The sequence below is a fragment of the Nonomuraea sp. NPDC049709 genome, from assembly GCF_040674815.1.
Classification (GTDB): Bacteria; Actinomycetota; Actinomycetes; order Streptosporangiales; family Streptosporangiaceae; genus Nonomuraea.
This window is the reverse complement of the sequence record NZ_JBFANM010000049.1, coordinates 1-21674: the sequence shown is the minus strand read 5'-3', so window position 1 is coordinate 21674 and position 21674 is coordinate 1. Positions and strand designations below refer to the sequence as shown.

Annotated in this window: 21 protein-coding genes and 3 pseudogenes; 15 read left to right on the top strand and 9 right to left on the bottom strand. The window is 67.7% G+C overall.

Translation table 11 applies throughout. The annotated features are described in order from the left end of the window. Positions 1–50 precede the first annotated feature (50 nt). Complete coding sequence (locus AB0J69_RS39070) at positions 51–1307, top strand: iron-containing alcohol dehydrogenase (protein WP_364128422.1); 1257 nt, start codon at positions 51–53, stop codon at positions 1305–1307. Between the two features lie 13 nt (positions 1308–1320). Here the strand turns inward: AB0J69_RS39070 and AB0J69_RS39065 are convergent. Together AB0J69_RS39065 and AB0J69_RS39060 are read right to left on the bottom strand one after the other, a co-directional pair. After that, positions 1321–1761, bottom strand: a pseudogene (locus AB0J69_RS39065) (helix-turn-helix transcriptional regulator); the annotation flags it as partial. A 547-nt stretch (positions 1762–2308) separates the two neighbouring features. Next, positions 2309–2878, bottom strand: a complete 570-nt coding sequence (locus AB0J69_RS39060; protein WP_364128419.1) for a dihydrofolate reductase family protein — start codon at positions 2876–2878, stop codon at positions 2309–2311. A 1073-nt stretch (positions 2879–3951) separates the two neighbouring features. Here AB0J69_RS39060 and AB0J69_RS39055 point away from each other — a divergent pair. Together AB0J69_RS39055 and AB0J69_RS39050 are read left to right on the top strand one after the other, a co-directional pair. Further along, on the top strand, positions 3952–4893 hold the full coding sequence (locus AB0J69_RS39055; RefSeq protein ID WP_364128416.1) for a sigma-70 family RNA polymerase sigma factor: 942 nt from the start codon (positions 3952–3954) through the stop codon (positions 4891–4893). 86 nt (positions 4894–4979) lie between these two features. Next, the gene (locus tag AB0J69_RS39050) at positions 4980–5696 is read left to right on the top strand and encodes an alpha/beta hydrolase (protein WP_364128413.1); all 717 of its coding nucleotides are present in this window, start codon (positions 4980–4982) and stop codon (positions 5694–5696) included. 269 nt (positions 5697–5965) lie between these two features. On the opposite strand, the pseudogene AB0J69_RS39045 reads toward AB0J69_RS39050, so the two are convergent. After that, positions 5966–6457, bottom strand: a pseudogene (locus AB0J69_RS39045) (Tn3 family transposase); the annotation flags it as partial. Positions 6458–6492: 35 nt separating this feature from the next. Between AB0J69_RS39045 and AB0J69_RS39040 the strand changes: the two are divergent. Together AB0J69_RS39040 and AB0J69_RS39035 are read left to right on the top strand one after the other, a co-directional pair. After that, on the top strand, positions 6493–6879 hold the full coding sequence (locus AB0J69_RS39040) for a DUF4158 domain-containing protein (protein WP_364128410.1): 387 nt from the start codon (positions 6493–6495) through the stop codon (positions 6877–6879). A 180-nt stretch (positions 6880–7059) separates the two neighbouring features. Further along, positions 7060–7980, top strand: a complete 921-nt coding sequence (locus tag AB0J69_RS39035; RefSeq protein WP_364128407.1) for an NmrA family NAD(P)-binding protein — start codon at positions 7060–7062, stop codon at positions 7978–7980. Here the strand turns inward: AB0J69_RS39035 and AB0J69_RS39030 are convergent. Then, the gene (locus AB0J69_RS39030; RefSeq protein WP_364128404.1) at positions 7937–8545 is read right to left on the bottom strand and encodes a CocE/NonD family hydrolase; all 609 of its coding nucleotides are present in this window, start codon (positions 8543–8545) and stop codon (positions 7937–7939) included. The two genes, AB0J69_RS39035 and AB0J69_RS39030, sit on opposite strands and share 44 nt — an antisense overlap. Positions 8546–8655: 110 nt before the next feature. On the opposite strand from AB0J69_RS39030, the gene AB0J69_RS39025 reads away from it, so the two are divergent. The 3 genes from AB0J69_RS39025 to AB0J69_RS39015 all read left to right on the top strand — a co-directional run bounded on the left by AB0J69_RS39025 (position 8656) and on the right by AB0J69_RS39015 (position 11066). Then, positions 8656–9564, top strand: a complete 909-nt coding sequence (locus tag AB0J69_RS39025; protein ID WP_364128401.1) for a class III extradiol ring-cleavage dioxygenase — start codon at positions 8656–8658, stop codon at positions 9562–9564. 190 nt (positions 9565–9754) lie between these two features. Next, on the top strand, positions 9755–10084 hold the full coding sequence (locus AB0J69_RS39020) for a hypothetical protein (protein WP_364128398.1): 330 nt from the start codon (positions 9755–9757) through the stop codon (positions 10082–10084). Positions 10085–10121: 37 nt separating this feature from the next. Next, positions 10122–11066, top strand: a complete 945-nt coding sequence (locus tag AB0J69_RS39015; protein ID WP_364128395.1) for a phosphotransferase — start codon at positions 10122–10124, stop codon at positions 11064–11066. On the opposite strand, the gene AB0J69_RS39010 is transcribed toward AB0J69_RS39015, so the two are convergent. Beyond that, positions 10988–11428 carry a hypothetical protein gene (locus tag AB0J69_RS39010; RefSeq protein ID WP_364128391.1) on the bottom strand — a complete coding sequence of 147 codons (441 nt, stop codon included), beginning with the start codon at positions 11426–11428 and terminating at the stop codon, positions 10988–10990. The genes AB0J69_RS39015 and AB0J69_RS39010 overlap by 79 nt on opposite strands. Positions 11429–11576: 148 nt before the next feature. Between AB0J69_RS39010 and AB0J69_RS39005 the strand changes: the two genes are divergently transcribed. Then, positions 11577–12029 (top strand): MarR family transcriptional regulator, encoded by a 453-nt coding sequence (locus tag AB0J69_RS39005; RefSeq protein ID WP_364128388.1) that lies wholly within the window; start codon positions 11577–11579, stop codon positions 12027–12029. Positions 12030–12665: 636 nt separating this feature from the next. Here the strand turns inward: AB0J69_RS39005 and AB0J69_RS39000 are convergent. Together AB0J69_RS39000 and AB0J69_RS38995 are read right to left on the bottom strand one after the other, a co-directional pair. Then, positions 12666–14105 carry an NAD(P)/FAD-dependent oxidoreductase gene (locus tag AB0J69_RS39000; RefSeq protein ID WP_364128385.1) on the bottom strand — a complete coding sequence of 480 codons (1440 nt, stop codon included), beginning with the start codon at positions 14103–14105 and terminating at the stop codon, positions 12666–12668. A gap of 1 nt (position 14106) precedes the next feature. Continuing rightward, positions 14107–14667, bottom strand: a complete 561-nt coding sequence (locus AB0J69_RS38995; protein WP_364128382.1) for a hypothetical protein — start codon at positions 14665–14667, stop codon at positions 14107–14109. A 122-nt stretch (positions 14668–14789) separates the two neighbouring features. Here AB0J69_RS38995 and AB0J69_RS38990 point away from each other — a divergent pair, with 122 nt between their 5' ends. Continuing rightward, the gene (locus AB0J69_RS38990) at positions 14790–15458 is read left to right on the top strand and encodes a TetR/AcrR family transcriptional regulator (protein WP_364128379.1); all 669 of its coding nucleotides are present in this window, start codon (positions 14790–14792) and stop codon (positions 15456–15458) included. A gap of 331 nt (positions 15459–15789) precedes the next feature. Next, the gene (locus tag AB0J69_RS38985) at positions 15790–16056 is read left to right on the top strand and encodes a transposase (RefSeq protein WP_364128376.1); all 267 of its coding nucleotides are present in this window, start codon (positions 15790–15792) and stop codon (positions 16054–16056) included. A gap of 23 nt (positions 16057–16079) precedes the next feature. Here AB0J69_RS38985 and AB0J69_RS38980 read toward each other — a convergent pair. After that, positions 16080–16921, bottom strand: a pseudogene (locus AB0J69_RS38980) (IS5 family transposase). 792 nt (positions 16922–17713) lie between these two features. Next, positions 17714–18286: a TetR/AcrR family transcriptional regulator gene (locus AB0J69_RS38975; protein ID WP_364128373.1), complete on the bottom strand. Its 573-nt coding sequence runs from the start codon at positions 18284–18286 to the stop codon at positions 17714–17716. 93 nt (positions 18287–18379) lie between these two features. Between AB0J69_RS38975 and AB0J69_RS38970 the strand changes: the two genes are divergently transcribed. From AB0J69_RS38970 to AB0J69_RS38955, 4 genes are all read left to right on the top strand, one after another. After that, positions 18380–19273 (top strand): alpha/beta hydrolase, encoded by an 894-nt coding sequence (locus tag AB0J69_RS38970; protein ID WP_364128370.1) that lies wholly within the window; start codon positions 18380–18382, stop codon positions 19271–19273. Between the two features lie 14 nt (positions 19274–19287). Further along, the gene (locus tag AB0J69_RS38965; protein ID WP_364128367.1) at positions 19288–20160 is read left to right on the top strand and encodes a PHB depolymerase family esterase; all 873 of its coding nucleotides are present in this window, start codon (positions 19288–19290) and stop codon (positions 20158–20160) included. Between the two features lie 652 nt (positions 20161–20812). After that, positions 20813–20941 (top strand): hypothetical protein, encoded by a 129-nt coding sequence (locus AB0J69_RS38960; RefSeq protein WP_364128364.1) that lies wholly within the window; start codon positions 20813–20815, stop codon positions 20939–20941. A 246-nt stretch (positions 20942–21187) separates the two neighbouring features. Beyond that, positions 21188–21601, top strand: a complete 414-nt coding sequence (locus tag AB0J69_RS38955; protein WP_364128361.1) for an SDR family NAD(P)-dependent oxidoreductase — start codon at positions 21188–21190, stop codon at positions 21599–21601. The last annotated feature ends 73 nt before the right edge of the window (positions 21602–21674 follow it).

Below are 21674 nucleotides of genomic sequence, written 5' to 3'. Positions count from 1 at the left end.
CCGGACGTCCGCTCAGCAAATCACCGCCGACGCTCCAGAGAGGCACTGACATGCTTGAGACCGTCCGCGGACCACGCCAGCTGATAGTGGGCGAAGGGGTCGCGCAGAACATCCCACGAGTGGTGGCCGAGTGTGGCTCGCGAGTCCTCATCGTGACCGACCGGGTTCTTCTGGGGCAGCCGGGCGTGGCCGAGATCGTGGCCGCCGTACGGGAGAAGGTCGAAGTCGTCGGGGTGTTCGCCGACGCGACTCCGGACGTGCCACTCACCGATGTCGCCCTGGCCGTCTCGGCCGCCGCAGAGGTGGACGCCGACGTGATCCTCGCCATCGGGGGTGGCACGGTGATCGACCTCGCCAAAATCGTCGGCGTCATCCGGTGCCACGGTGGGACGCCGCGCGACTTCTACGGGGAGTCGAAGGTGCCGGGGCCGACGATGCCTCTCGTCGCGGTCCCGACGACCTCAGGCACCGGCTCCGAGCTCACGCCCGTCTCGGTGTTGACCGACCCGGACCGCGAGCTGAAGGTGGGGGTCTCCAGCGTCCACATCGTGCCCGACTTCGCCATCGTCGACCCCGAGCTCACCTACACCTGCCCTGCGACCGTCACTGCCCACTCCGGCATCGACGCGTTCTGTCACGCGGTGGAGAGCTACACCGCGCGACCCCGGGCCCACGGACCGCGTGACCCGGTGGAGCAGGTCTTCCTCGGTCGCAACCCCATCACCGATCACTACGCGCTCCTGGCCGCGGAGCGGATCGCCCGCAGCTTGCCCCATGTCGTCAGGGACGGAGGCGACAAGGACGCGCGCGCGAACATGTCCTATGGGTCCATGCTGGCCGGGCTCGCGTTCTCCCACGCAGGCAACGCGGCTCCGCATGCTCTTCAGTACCCCATCGGCGCAGCCACCCACACACCGCACGGCCTGGGCGTCGGGCTGCTGCTGCCCTACGCGCTGGACGCGGCCAGGGATGCAATCGGCGACCGGTTGGCCATCCTCGCCGGTGTGTGCGGGCTCGACGTGACCGACGCCTCGGATGCCGAGGCCGCAGATACGTTCCTCACCTGGCTCGACGGGCTCCTTGCCGACATCGGCATCCCTACCACCTTGGCGGACATCGGCGTGGCACGCGCCGACCTCCCGCGCTTCGCGGAGATGGCCAGTGGCGTCACCCGCTTGATCCAGAACCATCCAGGCCCGACCGACACCGCCAGTCTGACCGCGATCCTCGAAGCGGCCTGGCTCGGGGACCGGACCCGACACGCCCTGACGGCATCGCGGCCAGGTCGTCGAGCAGGGCGGCACTGAGCCGGTTCCAGGCCAGGATGTCGAGGTAGCGACCCAGTACCAGGGCGGGGGTGTCAATGAGGTTGGCCAGCAGTCGGGCCGTTTGCTCGGGGATGCGCTGCTCGCTCTCGCCGGGCTGCTCGCTCGCTTCCGGGTGGGTGAGCTGGAACAGGTGCCGCTGCTGATCGTCGCTCAGCAGCAGGGCCTGGCCGATGGCGGCCAGGACGGAGCGAGAGGCGGGGCGGATGCGGCCCTGTTCCAGACGCGTGTAGTAGTCGGTGCTGATACCGGCGAGTTGGGCCACTTCCTCGCGTCGCAGGCCGGGGACCCGGCAGGGGTAGGCCGGTTCGGGCAAGCTGTGTTCGGCCGCGGTGACCGCGGCCCGCCGGGCGGTCAGGAAGTCGGCCAGCAGCCCGCGCGGGGAGGTGATCCGGGGGCGGTCCGTGTCGGTCAATGATGGCACTCCTGCGGCCATACTTCCGGGGAAAAGTGTTCCCCGGAACGCCGCGTCCTTCCTGCTCAGCGCGCCCTCAGCGAAGGTGGTCACGAGAGGGAAGCCGACCCTGCAGACGCTGGAGGGGGCTGTGGGGCCGGCTTCCCTGTCATTGAACCGGCACAGCGGCTCTAGCGTTCTAATCTTGGCCTTCCTGCCGTCTATGGTCTGTTGCCGCTGCCGGGGACCCCTTGGCTATGTACGTGAGTTGCGTAGGCGTTTGTTGCTGGGGCAGGGAAGGCGGCTTCGTGTGGTGAGGGGTGATGTCGCCGAGTTTTGACGGCAGCGAGGTTCTTGCGGTGGGAGGGTCGACGTGCTTCTCCCGTTTGGGGGCCCATGCGCATATCGGCGACCAAGGTCGAGCTGTATACGGCGATTCGCAACGTTTGCTCCGTCCGCTACCGGCACCTCGGGGCGATGTCCCCCGTCGATATGTCCGCGCGTTCGGGGGCACGGCCAGAGCGGCCAACGCGACTCCGAGCCGTCGTTCCGTCGCGAGGGAGCGGCCAACGTGCCAGGATAAATCACGTCAAGCCGTAACTTGCGTGGGCCGGTATCGCAGGGCGACCGCCCCCGACCGGAACTCACGGCGGTCGACGGGCTCGAGCTGGATGCGCTCGCGCAGACCGGCGAGCAACGTCGGCCCGTGTCCGGCAAGGACCGGCTGCACAAGGAACTCGTACTCGTCGATCAGTCCCAGATCTGCCAACGCCAGGGGGAGCGTCACGCCACCCACCCACAGGCGCTCGCCCGACTCCTGCTTGAGCCGCTGAACCGCTTGCCCCAAGTCGCCTCGCACCAGCTCGGCATTCCAATCGACCGCGCTCAGCGTGCTCGACACGACGTACTTCTTCGCCCGGTCGATGGTCTCGGCGAACGGGATCTGCCACTCAACCATCCAGTCAGGCCACGTGTCCGTGGCCGGCTTCCGCCATGCCGACTCCATCATCTCGTAGGTCACCCGGCCGAATAGCAGGGCATCGGCTCGCTCCATCTCAGCGGTCCAGTAACGCATCGACTCCTCGTCCGGGGGGAGCCCTGCCTCGTGATGGCAGCAGCCGTCGAGCGTGACGTTGATCGAGTATCGAAGTGGTCTCATCTCGTTGCTCTCCCTTGATGCGCGCAGCGCGTTTTCACCGGACGTCTACTTAGACGACTGTCGGCGCCATTTCTCATCGGCGCCAGATCCCACCTACTCAACACCGTCGTGATGCGAACCAGACCGCAGACCGAGCGCGCGACCGATTCGGGCGCTCGGGGCGTTCAGGTTCGCAACGGGACGGCGCTCATAACGCTCGACTTCGACGCACGGTGCCACGTCACCTACCGTCGGCTCAGGGCCATCGACGAACGTCGCAAACGTTGCCTGACGCGGCACTAACTGCGATAACGCCAGCTTCCACACACTTCTCGGCATCCGCGAGGCCATCCACCACGCCGGCGGCAGCCTCATCCTGGCCAACCCCAGTCCACCCGTCGAACTCGCACTGTCTCGAAGCGCCCTGCGAGACCTACTGCCTCTCCACGACATCCCCGCCAAGCAGCCACCGCCCGGCCACCCAGACAGCCCGGAGTGACGTCAAAACTCACCGAGATTGATCAAGGAATCGGCCCCCAACTGCCTCCCGAAGTCAGCGACAAGCGCCTCCCGAAGAACCCAACACAGCCCGGGCGTGCGAGACACCGTGGCGCGGATCGATGTCGATCAGGGTGATCGACATCGGGCTTCCAATTGTTGACGACGGATCGCACCGGCGGGCCGCCGTCCCGTACAACGATGGTCTCGAAGCTGCGGAAGGTCTGGCGTGAGAGGCTGCGTAGCGCCCGGTGCAACGGCCCTGGACGGTCGGCGGTGGGGATGATCACGCTGATCACAGGGGGCTCCTGAGGGTGGGGGAGAATCTCATCGGTGAGCTCGCACCGCAGCTGTGAGCGGCCCAGCTCTCGAGCTGGGCCGTCGACCGCGTCCAGGAGCGCGGTCGTCGCGGCCGGGACCGCGGAGATTCGGTAGAACTCCGCGCGGAGAGGTGACGGTCGAGGACTGGAGCATATGGAGGTGAATGGCCCAAGTGGCGTGGCCATCGCGAGTCACCTCGATGGCAGAGCCCCTGGAGTGATACCCCGGTTTCACCCGCCTCTCGGCTGGACCCGGGGGTGTGGCAGGGTGGCGACGTGCGTACTTCCCGAGCGGTGTTGACGTTCGACGAACTGGTCGATGGTGAGCTGGTGGTGCTAGCCCAGTCTGGTGATGTGGCTGCCCTGGGCTCGCTGCTGGCGCGGCATCGTGGCGGCATGCTGGCGGTGGCGTTGAGCGTGCTGCGGGATCCGGTCGAGAGCGAGGACGCCGTACAGGACGCGTCGCTGACCGCGCTCGCCCGGATCGGCGACGTGCGCGATCCGGTCGCCGTCGGGCCGTGGCTGAAAATGATCGTCCGCAACTTGTGCCGGAAGCGGTTGGCCACCACGAAGGCGATCCCGGTCGGCCATCTACCGCCGGTCGCCGATCCGGCCGCCGATCCGCAGGAGGTGCTGGAGCAGCACGCGCAGCGCGACTGGGTATGGCACGCCGTCGGGCTGCTGTCACCGCCCTTGCGCACGGTGACCCTCCTGCGGTACTTCTCCTCGGTCACCCGTTACGACGAGATCGCGGCCGCCTGTGGTATTCCGGTCGGCACTGTCCGCCGCCGCCTGCACGAGGCGCGGGGCATCCTTTCCCGTACGCTGCTGACGATGCGGCACAGCGCTCACGATGACATGGCCGCGCTGACGGCCGCACGCCGTCGGGATGCGGAGGAGGCCGTCGCGGCCGGGCATCATGGCACGTTCGGGGCGTTGCTGCGAGAACGCTGGTGGCCCGACGTGGACATCGCCTGGGCGAACGGCCGCCGGACGCACGGAATCGAGCACCTGGTGCGGGTGGTGGACGACCGCATGTCAGCCGGGACTCGGCAGCGGGTCACCGGCGTGGCCGCGAGCGCCGACGTCGTGGTGTGGGAGACCGACGTGTTCAGCCCGCCCGAGGCCGGGCCGGGGTGCGCGCCGTACATGTGCTGGCTGCTGTCCTACGACGCCGGCCGGGTGCGCCGGGTGCGGCTGATCCATCGGGCAGCCTGAAAAAATCTTGGCGTGGCAGCGAACTTTTCAACGTGCCACCGGATCGTGTTGCTGATAGCAACACAACCGAAAGGCAAGATTTTCTCATGTCCGACACCTCGACGACGTTCGTTCTCGTTCCCGGCGCCTGGCAGGGGGGCTGGTCCTGGCAAGCGGTAGCGCGGCGGCTGCGTACCGCGGGCCACGACGCGGTGACGCTCACCCTGCCCGGCCTGGCGGACGGCGATCCCCGTACCGGCCTTCGCCTTTCGGACGCGGTGAACTACGTCGCAGGCGAGATCGAGCGGCGCGACCTGCGTGACGTGGTGCTGGTCGGCCACAGCTGGGGCGGCTACCCGATCACCGGAGCCGCCCATCGGATCGCTCACCGGCTCGCCGCGATCGTGTACTTCAACGCCCTCGTGCCGGCTCGCGGTGTGCCGTTGATCGACGAGAACCCGGACTACGCTGCCATCCTGCGGGCGGCGATCGACTCCTCGCCCGACGGCAGCGTCTCCGTCACGTTCGAGCAAGTCCCGATGCTGGTGCCGGAGCTGCCCGAGGCGGCACAGCGGCTGTTCCACGAGCTTCTCGTGCCACAGCCGGGCGCGTACTTCCTGCAGGCGCTCGACGTGGACGACGTGACGACCCTGGGCCTGCCTGCGGCGTACGTCCTCAGCGAGAATGACCGCGCCCTGGCCCGCCCAGGCGACGAACTGGCCGCCAGGATCGGCCTGACGCCCCTGATGGTGCCCGGCGGCCACCAGTCCATGCTGACGTACCCTGACGAGGTGACCGAGGCGCTGCTCAAGTGCTCGATTTAGCTGCGTTGGGGCCGCGGGACGTGCCAACGGTGAGCACGATGCCGGCACGTCCATGTAGCCCGCGCACGTACGCAAGCGCCGGGCGTCTGCCGATGATTACATCCGCCCAGGTCATAACCCTGCGAGGGCTGCTCTCATAAGATCCACGCGAGTGGTGCAACCCGGCAGCCGTTCTCGGCCGTAGAACGTTGCGACAGCAAGGAGATCACTGACCGCCGACTTCGCCAGTGGCCACATCGTGCGTCACCGCGATTCGAACGGTTCGCGCTTCAGACACTGTCCTCGTCCACGACAGCGGCGCTGGCGGTGCTGGCCGCGGGCAACGCCGCCGCGCCGAGCGGCCGCAGGACCTTGTCCGGAGCCGAGGAAGCGATCGCGTAGCGACCCAGGCAGTTGAGGTGGGCGTGGTCCAGCGGGGACAGCCGCGCTACGTCCTCGTCCTTGACCGGTACACCCTGGGCGCGTAACTGGTCCACAATTGCCGGCAGATATCGTGAGTTCCACAAAACGACGGCATTGACGACGAGTCCAAGAGCCGCGAGTTGATCCTCCTGGCCTTCCCGATATGCCTGCCGGATCCGGCCGGAGTTGCCGTGGCAGATCTTGCGGGCGAGGCGGTGCCGGGACTCCTGGACCGACAGCTGCTTGCCCAGGCTGCGGCGGTAGGTGGAATCCATCGGGTCCAGCATGCTCAGCAGGTGCATCGTCTTGTCGATACGGCCGTACTCGGCGAAGGCCTGCCCCAGCGGCGTCGGAGAACCCTGGCGGGCGGCTGTCCGCCGGTTCCTTGACCCCGGTGGCGTCCGTGAGTCCCGGTGGGCGGGGGCCTGTTGATCGGCTTGGCATGCTGGTCCAGCTGTGCAGCCCTGCCCTGGTTGGGGTTCGTGCCCGACGATGTGGGCGCGGCGCCGCCGGCGGCGGTGGCGCGGGTGGCCGAGCGGTCAGGGTGACGCCGGCGGCGCTGCGGTTGTACGGCAAGCGCGATCAGACCCGCTCGGATCATCTGGGTCAGATCGCCAAGTATCTGGAGTGGCAGACGGCCCCGGCGGGCAGTCAGGCGATGAAGGAGCTGGAGCAGTTCCTGCTGGATCGGGCGATGGAGCACGACTCGCCGACGCTGCTGTTCAACTTGACGCGCGAGTATCTGATGGCGGCCAAGGTGATCCGGCCCGGCGCTCTCTAGGTAGAACGTTCTGTCTTGACAGGCAGTGACATTCTTGCCAGTCTATGAGACAGAACGTTCAGTCTTGCAGAAGCGGTGTCCAACGGCTCGCCATACCGGGCGTGGCCACCCGGGCGCCCTCCGTTCTACAGAAACGGCGTTGTTCGCCGTTCAACGTCTGCCCACGTCAGGAGAGGCTTCATGTCCATCGATCCCGCACCCGTCCTGGTCACCGGCGCCACCGGGCAGCAGGGCGGCGCCACCGCCCGCGCGCTGCTCGCGGCCGGCGTCCCCGTACGGGCACTGGTCCGCGACCCCGCCACCGACCGGGCCGTGGCGATCCAGGCGCTCGGCGCCGAACTCATCACCGGCGACCTCAACGACCGCGACTCCGTGATCAGGGCCGCGGAGGGAGCCCGAGCCGTCTTCTCGGTGCAGATGCCCCCGCTGACGGCCGCCGGCTTCGACTTCGAGGGCGAGCTGGCCCAGGCGGTCAACCTGGTCGAGGGCGCGCGGGCCGCGGGTGTGCGGCAGTTCGTGCACACGTCGTTCTCCGGCGCGGGACGCCACACGGAGGCTCCCGGCAGGGCCGAAGGCCGATGGTCGCCGCTGGAGCCCGTCTACGCCGCCAAGGCGGGCGCCCAGGACCTCGTGCGCGAGGCCGGCTTCACGCACTGGACGATCATCAAGCCGGCCTTCTTCATGGAGAACTTCCTCCCGTCCGTGGCCTACCTGCTCCCTCGCGGTCTCGAAGGAGGCATCGTGACCGTGCTGAAGCCCGCCACCCGGCTCTCCCTCGTCGCGGTCCGGGACATCGGCACGACGGCCGCCGCCGCCTTCGCAGAACCCGGGCGGTTCCACGAGGTCGAGCTGGAGCTGGCGGGCGACTACCTGCCGATGACCGACATCGCCAGGATCCTCTCCGGCGCCTTCGGCACCGAGTTGGCCGCGCCCGACATGACCACGGAGGAGGCCGTGGAAGCGGGCATGCCGGGGCCGGGCGTCTTGGCGCACGAATTCCTCAACGTGGTCGGTCAGCCCGCCCGCCCGGAGTACGCGCGGGCCTTCGGCATCCCGCTCACGACCCTGGAGGACTGGGCTGGCGACCTCGTGCGGGTGTGACGACGGGCAGCACGACCGCCGATGCGTGTGCCGCCCCTTGAAGGATCTCCCGGTCCACGGCGCGCATCGCGGTGGCCGTGACGAGGGGTTCGCCGGTGCCCGGGTTGCGGCCGTACATGGGGTGGGCGCCACTGGAGATCTGCAGGCGGATGCGGTGACCGCGCAGGCAGCAGTGGGCCGTGGGAGACAGGGTGATGGTCATCTCCCGGGTGCCGCCCCGGTCGAGTCGGATGATGCCGTCGCAGACGTTCTTCGAGGCGCCTTTGGGAGAGACGTCGCAAAGACGGGCGAAGAAGTCGGTGTGGTCAAGGCTCGAGCGGGCGTGCAGCCTGACCGTGACGGTGCCCATGATGGTCGTCTCGGCCCGCACCGGATCGCTGGTGAACGTGAGGACGTCCGGGCGGGCCTCCAGCCTGCGGTTGTCCTTGGCGCCGCCCCCGCGGACCGTCGCGCCGCCGAGGCCGCGCGTCGGGTACGCGGGGTCGTAGCGGTAACGCGACGGCTGGGCAGGACCCGCCGGCGGCTGGGCGGACAGCAGGCCCCCTGCGCGCAGGTAGTGGGTCACCGCGTCGGACGGAGGCGGTTAGGAGGGCAGGTCGATGCGGCGCGCAGTGGCCACCTTCTGATCTCGCTGGTGCCGCTTTCCAATTCGTCGTCCCGTCCCCTAGGAGCAGCATGTCAACCGATTCCGCGCGAGCGCCGAAACCGGAGAACACCGTGACCGATCTGTTCAACCCCGCGGCTCCTGCCGCTGCCTACGACGCCTTTCTCCCCTCGGCCCTCACCAGGGCCCGCGCCCAGCGGGAGTGGGTGCCCTCGGACGGCGCTCTGCCCTCCCTGTATCTCAGTCATGGTGCCCCGCCGCTGTTCGACCTGCCCGACTGGATGCGTGCGCTCTCGGACTGGGCTCACTCCCTGCCCAAGCCCAAGGCGATCCTCGTCGTCTCCGCGCACTGGGAGGACGCGCCCCTCGCCCTGTCCGCACCCGCAGCGGGGACCCCCCTGGTCTACGACTTCGGGGGCTTCCACTCCCGCTACTACACCATGACGTATCCCACCCCTGACGCCGGCGACCTCGCCCGGCGCATCGCGGCGATGATGCCGGACAACGAACCGGTGTACCAGCACCCCTCCCGCGGGCTGGACCACGGGGCGTGGATCCCGTTGATGGCGATGTACCCCCTGGCCGACATACCCGTGCTGCAGATGTCGATGCCCACCCACGACCCCGCCCGCCTGCTGAGCCTGGGCCACAGACTCAAGTCCTTGCGCGCGGAAGGCGTTCTGATCGTCGGTTCCGGCTTCATGACTCACGGCCAGCTGTCTCTTGAGACGGGCGTCGTGCCCGCCTGGTCGTCGGAGTTCGACGCCTGGGCCGCCGACGCACTTGCACGGGGCGACGTCGATCAACTCGCCGGATTCGCCGACCGTGCCCCCGGCATGCCGCACGCCCACCCTACGCACGACCACTTCGTGCCGATCTTCATCACCCTCGGCGCAGCCGCGAACGCGGAGCAGCCCGCCCGCACGGCCATCGACGGCTACGTTCTCGGCCTGGCCAAGCGCTCCTTCGAGCTCGCCTGATCTGGTCACCAGGCGGGGTGTCCGCCGACCGTCCGCTTGCGCGGCGCCACGCCCCGTGAGCCGGTCGGCCCCGCCCACATCGGCTGGCGCGTCGTACCTCGTCGCGCGAAGGTGATGGCCGCGGGCCGCCGTCGCGGCGGCCCGCGAGGATGCCATCGCCCTCAAGGACCCAGACGAAGACTGCAGTAAGATGACGACCGTCCATGACCAGGCCCGCCCAGGGCTCACGCCGCCTGGCCTGACGGCGTTCCCCGTGCTGCTACTTCTCACCGACATTCCTTGCCCCAGCGACCCCCGAGCGCTGTCCAAACTGACCGTCAAACGCTTCTGCTACTCACCGGCAAAATCACTCGACTACTTCGACAGCCCCGAACACCTGGTCAAGTGGCTGGACGACGTGCCCGCCGAAGAGCTTCCCGCGGTGCAGGCGTGCCTGATGGCCCAGGCCGACCAGCGACAGCAGCTACACGCCGACCGGATTTCACGGCCCGGTACTCCCGAAGCTGCAACTGCCAAGTAGTTCTCTGTCCATGCGCTGAAATTTCGAGGTCGAGCCGATGAACCAGGGCACCCATCCCGAAGAGCTGCCCGCCGAGGTCCTGGACGACGTGGCCGGCGTGGTCGGGGCAGAGGTCACTCTTCTCAGTCGCCTACCCGGAGGCGTCAATGGGGTTGCCATGCGCGTCCAGTTGGCCGGAGGGGCAAATGCCGTGCTCAAAGCAGTGCCCCGGGCCCACCCCAACCACCTGGATGAGACGTTGCGGGCCCAGAGAGTGGTCGAGCACATGCGTAGGCGCGGCTATCCCACCCCGGCCTGGCTCGGAGTGGGGGCCACAGCCACTCATGTATGGCATCTGATGGACTTCGTTGACGCGGCTCCCGCGCCAGATCTGACCCCGTCCCTCGTTGAGCAGCTGATGGAGATCATCGAACTCCAGGCCGGCCAAGCCTCCGAGCCCTACGACCACTGGTCGTACGCCTGGCGGGTCGCCACCGGTCAGGAATCGGCTGTCTCCGGGCTGGATTTCAACGAGACGCCGGAGCAGTCGCGTCTCCGCCAGTCCGTGGCCAGGCTCTCGGGGTATTCCTCCGCGGTGTCGGCCTTGGCCGAGCGCCTGCGGCTCGTGTGTGCCGACGTCCCACCACCACGAGAGGCACCTGACATGGTCCATGCCGATCTCTCAACCCCCAGCAACATCCTGGTCCGTGACGGAGCGGTGGTGGCGGTCGTGGATATCGGGAACGCAGGTAGCGGCACGCGGGCGACTGATCTCACCGCCATCGTGTGGTACACCTTCCAGGATCCGCTGCTGGATGGTGTCCGAAGGCGACTGTGGAGGAGAATCCTCGACCTGGTCGGCTGGGAGGGGGCGGCGGTGCTCACAGCGGCACAGACCCTCCTCATGCTCGAGGTCCCCATCCGTCACGGGCGCCACGATGTCGTTCCAGGGGTGGTCAAGCGCGGCCATCGCGCCCTCGAAGAGCTGAACGTGCTTCGCTGACCCTCCTGTGCGCAGCGGTAGTCGAAGACGGTGCGCGGGGTGGTACGGCCGGCGGCGGGAACGATGCGGGTAGGGGTATGCGCCAGTTCGTTGACCGGCAGGGTGTCGTTGATCAGGGCGGTGAAGTCATGCTCGATGAAGAATCCGCAGTTGGCGATCCGCCCCGAGGTCATGGGTTGCGGCGTCAGGTCGGGTTCGGCGTCGGGGTTGGCCGGGTCGTCCAGGGTGCTGCGGGACAGGCCGCGCCGGTCGTAGGTGATCACGGTGTAGGCGTCGGCGAGCTGATCGACCAGATCGACGCTGCGTCCGGCGTCGCCCTCGCCGCTCTGGGAGATCAGCAGCGTGGGGCCGTTGCCGCGCATCTCGTAGTAGAGGCTGGCGCCCGGGACAGACAGCTAGTCGGTTGTCGTGGTCATGGGAGGGTCCTTTCGCCTTGGGTCGCGATCACCATATTCCATCGTCGTTGATACATCTATTCCGATGAATCTTTTTTGATGTAATCTCGGTCACGTGAACGGAGTGGACCTGTTCCTTCTGGGGCGCACCCTGATGAAGATCGGCGAAGCGGCCCTGCCCACCGAGGGGCTGGGCGACCAGCCTGGGAGTGCCCGGATCGTGCTGATCGTGGTCAGCGACATCCGCACGCATCCCGGCAGCGCGATCAGCGAGATCGTCATCCGCACCGGCCTGCCCCAGAGCGCCGTGTCGGCGGCGGTTGCCCGGTTGCGGGAGGCGGGTGCCGTCGTCACGGAACCCGATGCCCGCGACCGCCGACGACTCTGCATCCAACCCGCCCCGGAGATCTCCAGCCGCGTGGAGCAGGTCCGCTCGACCTCCATCGACGCAGCCCTGGCCAAAGCGCTGGCCATCGACGACCCGCACAGAGTCGCCGAGATCATCGCCCTCCTGGAGGAACTCGCCCGGAACCTGTCTCCCCAGGCGCTCAGCCGCCTGCGCGACTGAGCGCCACGCGGCTGGGCTGCCGAACCACAGGGCGAGCGCGCCGGCCAAGCCGTGCAGATCGCGGCCGTCGCCGACCTTGAAGGGCTGGCGCCTTCTCGCCAAGCTCCGTATGGACGCCTCCAGCGACGCCGCGACCAGGCAACCCGCTGAAGAACCTTCACGACCAAGAGCGACCTCACTCGTTGCGGCCGAGATCCTTCTCAGCGCCAACGGCTGTCCGCTAGTTCCTCGCCCCCGGGGTTTGGTGGAGCGGTGATGAGCGATGATCGCGATGACGGTCAGCACCACGCCCGCCGTCCACGCCGTCACCTTCCACCACAGGGCGGTGCTGTCCACAGTGTTCGTGGCCAGGCTCCCGGCCGCCGCAGACAGGGCCCCCATGATGGCCGCAGCCAGCGTGACCCGGTCCGTCCGGCACCTTCATAGCAGAGACAGCATCATCCGTTCATGGCGGTGACAACTGGATTCGCCAGGACACGATCAACCGTAGGCGATCAGTGTCAGCCGGACAGCGCCGGACACATGAAGAGGTCCGCGACCGACGTTTCTGCTGGTCCAGGGGATCACTTTCTGCTGGTCGAACCTGGCGCCCCCGGCGGGGCACGCACCAAATCTTCGGCGCTCGGGACCCGGTTGTCAGCGGCCGTACGCCTCCAGCAGCCGCAGCCACACCTCGCTGACGGTGGGGAACGACGGAACCGCGTGCCACAGCCGGTCCAGCGGAATCTCGCCGACGACCGCGATCGTCGCGGCGTGCAGCAGTTCTGCGACGTCCGGGCCGGCGAGCGTGAAGCCGACGATCACTTTCCGGTCCTCGTCGACGACCATGCGGGCGTGCCCCCGGTAGCCGTCGGCGTGCAGGGCGGATCCGGCGACGGCGCCCAGGTCGTGGTCGACGACGCGGATCCGTATCCCGGCGGTCTCGGCCGCGGCCGCGGTCAGGCCCACCGACGCGATCTCCGGTTCGGTGAAGACCACCTGGGGCACCGCGCGCTCGTCGGCCGTGGCGGCGTGCCGGCCCCAGCGGCCGTCCTCGACCGCTTCGCCCTTCGCCCGCGCCACGATGACGTCGCCGACCGCGCGGGCCTGGTATTTGCCCTGGTGGGTCAGCAGCACCCGCCGGTTGACGTCACCGGCGGCGTACAGCCATCCGTCCCCGATCGGCGTCCCGTCCTGCCGGACCACGCGCAGCGTGTCGTCCACCGTGAGCCAGGTGCCGGGCGTCAGGCCGACGGCGCCGAGACCGATGTCCTGGGTGTTCGGTGTCCGGCCGATCGCCACCAGGACCTCGTCGGCCTCGACCTGCTCGCCGCCGGTCAGCGTGATGTGCACCGTTCCGGACTCGTCGCGGTGCACCGCTGCGGCCTCGGCGCCGAGGCGTACCGACACGCCGGCCTGCCGCAACGACTCGGTGACCCGCTCGCCGGCGAACGGCTCGGCCTGCGGCAGCACCCCGTCACGGGCCAGCATCGTCACCGAGGAGCCCAGGGCGGCGAAGGCGGTGGCCATCTCCGATGCCACCACGCCACCGCCGATGATCGCGAGCCGGCCGGGGACCGCGCTCGCGGCGGCCGCCTCCCGGCTGGTCCACGGCGCGGCCTCGCGCAGACCGGGAACCTCCGGCAGCAGCGCGCCGCTTCCGGTCGCGATGACCACCGCGTGCCGGGCCGTCAGCGTGACCGGGACGCCGTCGTCGCCGGTCACCTCGACCGCGCCCGCGGCCACGATCCGGCCCTGACCACGGTGCAGAGCGATCCCGGCCGAATCGAGCCAGCCGGCCTGACCGTCATCCTTCCAGTGCGCGGCGAAGGAATCGCGGCGGCCCAGCACCGCGGCCGCGTCGAGATCGCCGGTCACCGCCTCGCGCGCACCCGGCACCTGACGCGCCGCCCGCAACGCCGCCGCGCTGCGCAGCAACGCCTTGGTCGGCATGCAGGCCCAGTAGGAGCATTCCCCGCCGACGAGTTCGCGCTCGACGACGGCGGCGCTCAGCCCGCCCTGCACCACCCGGTCGGCGACGTTCTCCCCGACCGGGCCGGCCCCGAGGACGACCACGTCGTAAGTGTTGTCGTCCATGTCAGTTTCCCTTCGCGGCGCGGCCGAGGCGCAAGGCCGAGATGAGGAAGAAGATGCCGCCGGGGATGGCGTAGCCGGCCGCGTTGGTCAGCGTCGGGCCGGCCGCGGAGGCGCCGAGGATGAACGACGCACCGGCGAGTACGGAGATGCCGCCGCTGATGATCATCGGCCACTGGCCGCCCATCTTGCGGCGGGTGACCCCCACGATCAGCTGGACCGCCCCGGCCACGACCGCCCAGGCGCCCCACACGCGCAGCACCGCCGGGATACCGGACGTGCAGGCGATGGCCACGCCGATGGCGGTGATCAGGCTGACCGCGACGTTCACGTACAGCAGGGCAGGCGATCCGGTGGTGCGCGACGCGCGGGCGTCGATGACGGCGGCGGCCACGTCGAACAGCGGGTAGAGCACGAGCAGGGTGACCGCGAGCGGACCCAGGTTCGCCGCGGTGGTGAACATCACGAGGGCCCAGACGATGGCGAACGCGAACCGCACGAAGTACAGCCGCCGCAGCACGGACGCGGTCCCGGAGATACCGGGCGAAGCAGCGATGGTGCTCATGATGATCCTTTCGGGTGGATGAGCGATGTAGACCGAACGATCTGTCTCGACTCAGCATGGCGACCTCCAGCAGAGACTGTCAAGACCGAACGTTCTATCTGCTTTTCTGCTAGGGTGGTGGCATGTCCAACCGATCCGAAGGCCGTCCCTCCGAAGCACGGTCCCGGCTGGTCAGCACGGCCACCCGGCTCTTCTACAACGAAGGCATCCACGCCGTCGGCATCGATCGCATCATCGCCGAAGCGCAGGTGACCCGGGCCACCCTCTACCGGCACTTCCCGGGCAAGGAAGACCTTGTCCTCGCCTATCTGAGCGGGGTCGACCAGGCCATGCGCGGCCAGGCCGACGAGGCCGTCGCCGCCGGACTGCCGGCCGCCGACACCCTCCGGGCACTCAGCGCGTCCATCGCCCAGGGCATCCAGTCCCCCGGCTTCCGGGGATGCGCCTTCCTCAACGCCGCCGCCGAGTATCCCGACCCCGAGTGCCCCGCGCACATGGCCGTGCTCGCCCACCGCCAATGGTTCCTGGACACCGTCACCGAACTGCTGGCCAAGATTCACGAGCCGGGAGCCGCGCCCGCCGCCCGCCACTTCGTGATGATGCGCGACGGCGCCATGGCCGCCGGCTGCCTGTTCGACCCGGCACTGATCTGCGAGACCTTCCTGCGCGGCGTCGACAGGCTCCTCCAGGTGTACGCCGCCACCGACTACACCGAACCGGCGGGCCCGGACGACCTTGAGAGATCTTCAACGGACCCGGGGCGGTTCGATTCGCGACGCACAGTAGCTTGATCAGCCGCCACGTACCCGACCATTGGGACCCACGGCACGGTGGTGACGACATGTGGATGCTCCACGCTCGGAGGGCGTAGCGAAGGAGCCCGGCTGGCCGCGCCTCCTCGCCCCGGCACCGTTCGGCCTCGAGCCGCTCCTCAACCACGATCCAGCCGTCGATCCGGGCCAAGGCTGCCGTCGCCAGCTGAAGGTCAGTCAGAAGCTGAGTTGAGTACGCAGCATGACTGCGACAGCCGCGACGACACCCGGCCCCATGCACGGCAAAGTCGGGCGTTCCCCCTTGAATGTGGACACCTTGGAGACTGGATCTTGAGGTCCAGGGGGAGAGATGTCACTGATGGTGATGAAGAACTACCCGCCCGAGTTCAAGGCCGATGCGGTCGCGTTGGTGTTGTCCCGGCCGGACCGGACGATCACGTCGATCGCGCGGGATCTGGGGATCAGCCGCGAGACCCTGCGGGTATGGGTGCGTGCCGCGCAGGCTCGCGGCCAGGGCAAGGAAGAAGCGGCCGGCCGTGTCACCGCGAGTAAGCTGGCTCCGTCCGTGGCGCGTACCCTCGGACGACGTACTGGAACAGGAGAACAAGCAGCTTAGAGCTCGCGCAAATAGGCGTGTGCTCATGGGCGGCGGATCGGGCGGTTGTCCCAGCGGTGGGTCGTCCATGACCGGCGGATCAGGCTACGGACGGTGATGATCGTGTCTGCCAGGTCGAAGAAGGCGTCGATGATCGTGACCCGCCGTTCGTAGCAGCGGTCGAGCCGGTGGAAGGCATTCTGCCAGGCGTGGGTGCGCTCGACGTGCCACCGCTGGCTGGCCCGGATTGGCGCCTTCTCGCCTCTGTGCGCGATGCGGCCGTGCAGGCCGCGGGCGGCGAGTTCGGTGCGGGTCTTGTCCGAGTCGTAGCCGGCGTCCAGGTGCACGGTGATGTCGTTGGGCAGTGGCTTGAGGTCCTCCAGGTGGTCCAAGGTCGGAGCGAGCAGGGGGAGTCGTGGAGGTTCGCTCCGGCCAGGGACCCTGCCGAGCGGTATTCCGTATTCATCCATCATGCCCGAGCGCTTCAGACCTTGTTTGCCACGATCGACAGGTGAGCGGCCGGTGATCTCCCCGCCGCCGGGGCCTTGGTGATGGAGCAGTCGATGGCGATCTGGTCGAGCAGCAGCCCGACGATCCGGTCGTAGGACTCCAACGCGATCTGCTTGAGGCGGGCGAAGACGCCGAGCTGGATCCACTCGTCGCGGCGGTTGCGGATCGTGGTGGCCGAGCAGGTGGTGTCGGCGATCGCCTGGTAGGAGCAGCCGAACCGGAGCAGTTGCAGCAGCTTGTCGAAGATGGTCCGGTCGCTGATGCGGCGGCGATGGCAGCCCAGTGGATGGGTCGGATCGACCATCGGGCGCTCGGGCAGCAGCGCCGCGAACTGGTCCCAGAGAGGGTCGGTCAGCCATGATGGCACGACGGGCACAAGTCTCCCCAGTGATCATGAAGCGTCACAACTCCATGATCACCGAGGCCTGTGCCCGGCCTTACCGTGAGAGCTTCCTACGCCGCCTGTCAGTGCGGGCTTATCCGCGCAACCTCCGCATGACCACCACCAGAGACGCGCTTCTCGGCCGGACATCACGGCTTGACCGACTCGAGGATCACGAAGGGGCTCGGGGTGGGCACGACCCGCTAGACGCGGAAGCCCGCTGCGCCGAGCAATGCCCGGTACTCACTCTCCGTGCGCTCCCTCCCACCGAGCACCAGCAGAGGCAGTCCGTGCCGTGCGGGCAACTTCTTCCAGCACGGCACGGACTGCCTCTGTGACCAACTCCAGCCGGGTCAGGTCGCGGCACCGCGGCCAGGACGTGGGTCGAGTCGGTGCGCTGTGTAGTGCGCTCCCGCACCAGCCCGGCGCGCGGATACCAGTCGGCGAAGTCCTCGTCATTCCACAGCCCGTCGAGGCGGTCACGTACCCATATCGCCGTCGTACCGCCCGGGTTGCTCGTCCGCGCGATCTGCGCGGTCAGAGACGGGACTTGCTCACCGGGACGATGACGGAGGGACAATGGGCACCTCGACAACTGCATCAATCTTCGGAACAGCCCGAGCATGCCCGCTGATCATGCTGCCGCACCGGGAAACTCCAAGATCCCCGACAGGGTCAAGCTAAGCCAGCTGGGCGTCCAAGCACGGCTGAGCCGCAATACCGGGTTGATCGACCTGGCCGCCCAACTTCCCGCGACCTGTCGTCCTTCGCTGAGAGCTGTCGTGGTCAGGGACGGTACAGGCCGGTGAGGAGCAGGTTGAGGTAGCGCAGGCCGTTGGTGGCTCGTTCGGTCGGACCGAGGGCACTGTGAACGTTCGCGGCGTAGGCGATGCCGCACATCAGAGGGGTCATGTCCGCCTCGGTAACGCTGGAATCGATGACCCCCGCCGCGTGCGCGCGTGTCAGGAGCTCGGCGAAGGCGGTGGCGAGCCCGCGTTTGAGGTCACCGGTGTGCTCCAAGCTGTTAGTAGCTGCGGCGAACACCGGGGGAACGGCCGGGTCAGTCAGCAAGGCTTCGATCGCAGCGGCAAGGAAATCACGCAACGCTGTCCACGGGTCAACCTCGGTCAATGCGTGCTCGGCTCGCCGGACCAGCTTCTCGATGGCAGGTAGCGCGACGGCCTCCAGCAGCGCTTCCGGCGTGGGAAAGTGCCGGTAGACGGTGGCCACGCCGATGGATGCGGTCCGCGCCACATCGTTGAGCTGTAGGGGTCTGCCGTCATCGACATACCGCCGGGCGATCTCGACGATGCGCTGCCTGTTCTGGGCGGCGTCCTTGCGCAACGGCGGAGTACTCATACCCCCACAATAACCAGATGGTGTATCCGGTTGTGCTACGTTGAAACGGATGACTCATCCGCTTATGGTTGGGTCCGGTACGAGGAGACATCGATGCCTTTCACCGTGGACGCCGTCCCGCACCTCCCCGCCGGATTCGGCGACACCTTCACCAGCCGCACCGTTGACGTCAACGGCGTCGAACTGCACGCTGTGGTCGGCGGGACCGGCCCGGCACTGCTGCTGTTGCCGGCGTGGCCGCAGTTCTGGTACGGCTGGCGGCTGGTGATGCCTGCTCTCGCCGAGCATTTCACTGTCGTGGCCGCCGACCTGCGTGGTGTCGGCGCCAGCAGCAAGCCGGCCACCGGGTACGACGCAGTCACCTTGGCCGACGACATGGCCGGGCTGATGACTTCCCTGGGCCACGACAATTTCCAGGTCGCGGGCTACGACATGGGGATGATGGTCGGCTACGTGCTCGCCGCACGCCATCGCGACCGGGTGAGCAGGCTCGTGCTGGCCGAGGCCGTCCTCGCCGGCTTCACTCCGATGCCCCCACTGCTCATGCCTCCTGAGGTCAACGAGCTGGCCTGGCACTTCGTCTTCAACCGTCTGGCCGAGATCAACGAGCGCATGGTGTCCGGCCGCGAGGAGATCTACTTCGGGTATCAGTTCGCCACCAAAGCCGCGAGTCCTGAGGCCATCCCTCAGGCTGCGGTCGACGTCTACGTCGACGCCCTGCGCGACCCCGCCGCCTTGCACGCGAGCTTCCAGTTCTACCGCGCGGGAGAGTCCGGGGACCAGGTAGTCGCGCTGGCCGCCGAGGGGCCGCTGGATATTCCGGTTCTGGCCATTGGGGGCGAGCACGGCATGCGTGATGGCGTCGAGCAGGCCGTACGGCAGGTTGCCTCGAACACCAGCGGCGCTATCGCACCAGGTGCGGCACACTTCCTGCCCGAGGAAGCTCCCGAATGGATGGCCCGCACCTTGATCGACTTCTTCGCCTGAACCGAGAAAACACCATGCCCAGTACCCTCACAGCTACCCGCGTCAGTGTCACCGTCGCCGAGGCCACCCGCACCTTCACTCTTGTCGGCACCACAGTGCCGGGCGAGGCCAAACCACTGATTCTTGTGTTCCACGGTTCCGGCCAGACCGGTGACAAGCATCGCGCCTTCACTGGCGGCGTCTTCGACGCGCTCGCCGCCCGCGGTGCGCTGGTCGCCTACCTCGACGGCTATCGCGGCAACTGGAACGACGCCCGCCGCGAAAGCCGCTTTCCGGCCCGCCGAGCCGACATCGACGATGTCGGCTTCGCCCGCGCGGTCATCGCCACGTGCGCCTCGGACCGGCGCATCGACCCCAGCCGTGTCTATGCGGTCGGCTACTCCAACGGCGGCCAGATGGTCATCCGTCTCGCCCATGAAACCCCCGGCCTGCTGGCGGGTGTGACGGTGATCGCCGCAACCATGCCCGCACCGGAGAACTTCCTCGCTAATCAGGCACCCCGGGCGTCCTTGCCGGTCTTGTTGATCCACGGCACTAAGGACCCCATCGTCTCCTACCAGGGCGGCACCATGAACTGGGCCCTGCGCACCATCTTCAAAGTAGGTGGCTCGAGCTGGTCGGCCACCCGCACGGCTCGCTACTTCGCCGAGCGCAACGGGATCACCACCGAACCCACGACCACACGCCTGCCGAAGAAGACCACGGCCGACCCCACCGAGGTCGAACGCACAACTTATGAGGCAAAAGGTGTCCCCCCGGTGGTCCTCTACACCATCCACCGCGGCGGCCACACCGTTCCCGGTCCCTCCTCCGCCCCGGCAGTCATCGGCAAGACCAGCCACCAGCTCGACACAGCAGACATCATCACCCAGTTCTTCGACCTCTGAAACTTCTGCGGGCGCGATCGGGCGGCCAAATTCGGCCGGCCAGCGGTCCACCGACGGAAATCGGGCACGTGCTCCGGTGACCACGGCGTGAGTGTGGTCAGGTTCGCACAGCGAGCAGGACCGTGGTTCCAGCTCGAGCCGGTTCACCGGAGCTTCGGCTGGCAAGCGCAGGTCGTCCATCCTGCGAATGGTGTGGGTTATGTACGGCGTCATAGTCGCCAGGCCATCAGTATCGACAGGGCGGCCCTCGCGGCGAACTGGTTGACCACGTCGGTCATGTACAGCGCGGTCGAAATAGATCGTCCATCAGCTCGTTCTGACAGCCGGCATTGCCGATATGATCCCCGGTGTTTGTGCCGGGTAGTTCTGGCCCCGGGTGTCCGGTGAGTTTCGGCCCTACTGACTGCCGTTCAACGAGTTTCGGCCCAATCCCGTCTATGGTCACGCACGATGGAATGAAATGCTGCCGATCTCTTCAGTCGGCCCCCTCAACGATGGCCTGTCATCTATGCGGTCGTGTCGGGGGGCCGGAGTTGTTGTTGGCGCGTCGAGTTGTTCGCACGCATACGCCGTGATCGAGGGGTTGATCCAGGCGTGTCGATCCGGCGTTGGCCGAGCGGTATCTGGTACACCGCAGGACGGTGCGGAAACGTTGACCACAGCGGTGCCCAAGCAGCGCATGAAGCCGCCTCCACGCCGTTCGGTGCTGGAGCCGGTCTACGGGTCGACCGACGGGATCCTGCCGTCGATGGGCTCGGTCGGCGACTCGTCAACGCGCTGATGGAGAACTTCTGGTCCACCCTGAAGACCGAACTCGTCTAGCGCACCACGTGGCGGACCCGCGACGAGGCCGAAAACGCGATCTTCGAGTATCGCGACGGCTGGTACAACCCTCGCCGCATCCAGAAGAAACCGGAGCTACCTCAGCCCCGACGGATACGAAACCACCTGCGGCGAGTTCCTCAACGAGTCGAAGAGCAGCTTGAGTACCAGCTGACACGCATGGACAGACTACAAAGGACAGGCCATGGCTCAACAAACCATCATCATCACCGGCGCCAGCGACGGTATCGGTGCCGCCGCCGCACACCAGCTCACCGAGAACGGTCATAAGGTCATTGTTGTCGGCCGTTCACCGCAGAAGACCGCAGCAGTCGCAGGAAAGATCGGCGCCCCATTCCATGTCGCCGACTTCGCCGACCTAGCCCAGGTGCGGTCCCTCGCCAGCGAGCTCACGGCGACCTATCCCCGCATCGACGTGCTCGCCAACAACGCTGGCGGCATATTCGGCGACCGCGAGGTGACCACCGACGGATACGAGAAGACCTTCCAGGTCAATCACCTCGCACCGTTCCTATTGACCTACCTCCTCATGGCCACCCTGATCGAGTCGAATGCCAAGATCATCCAAACGTCCAGTGAGGTGATCTCAGAGAAATAATTCGGGCGATTTGGGGATGTTCGGGACGCCAAAGGTGACGTTTCGGGCCTATCGGGAGAAGCCGTCGAAGGCC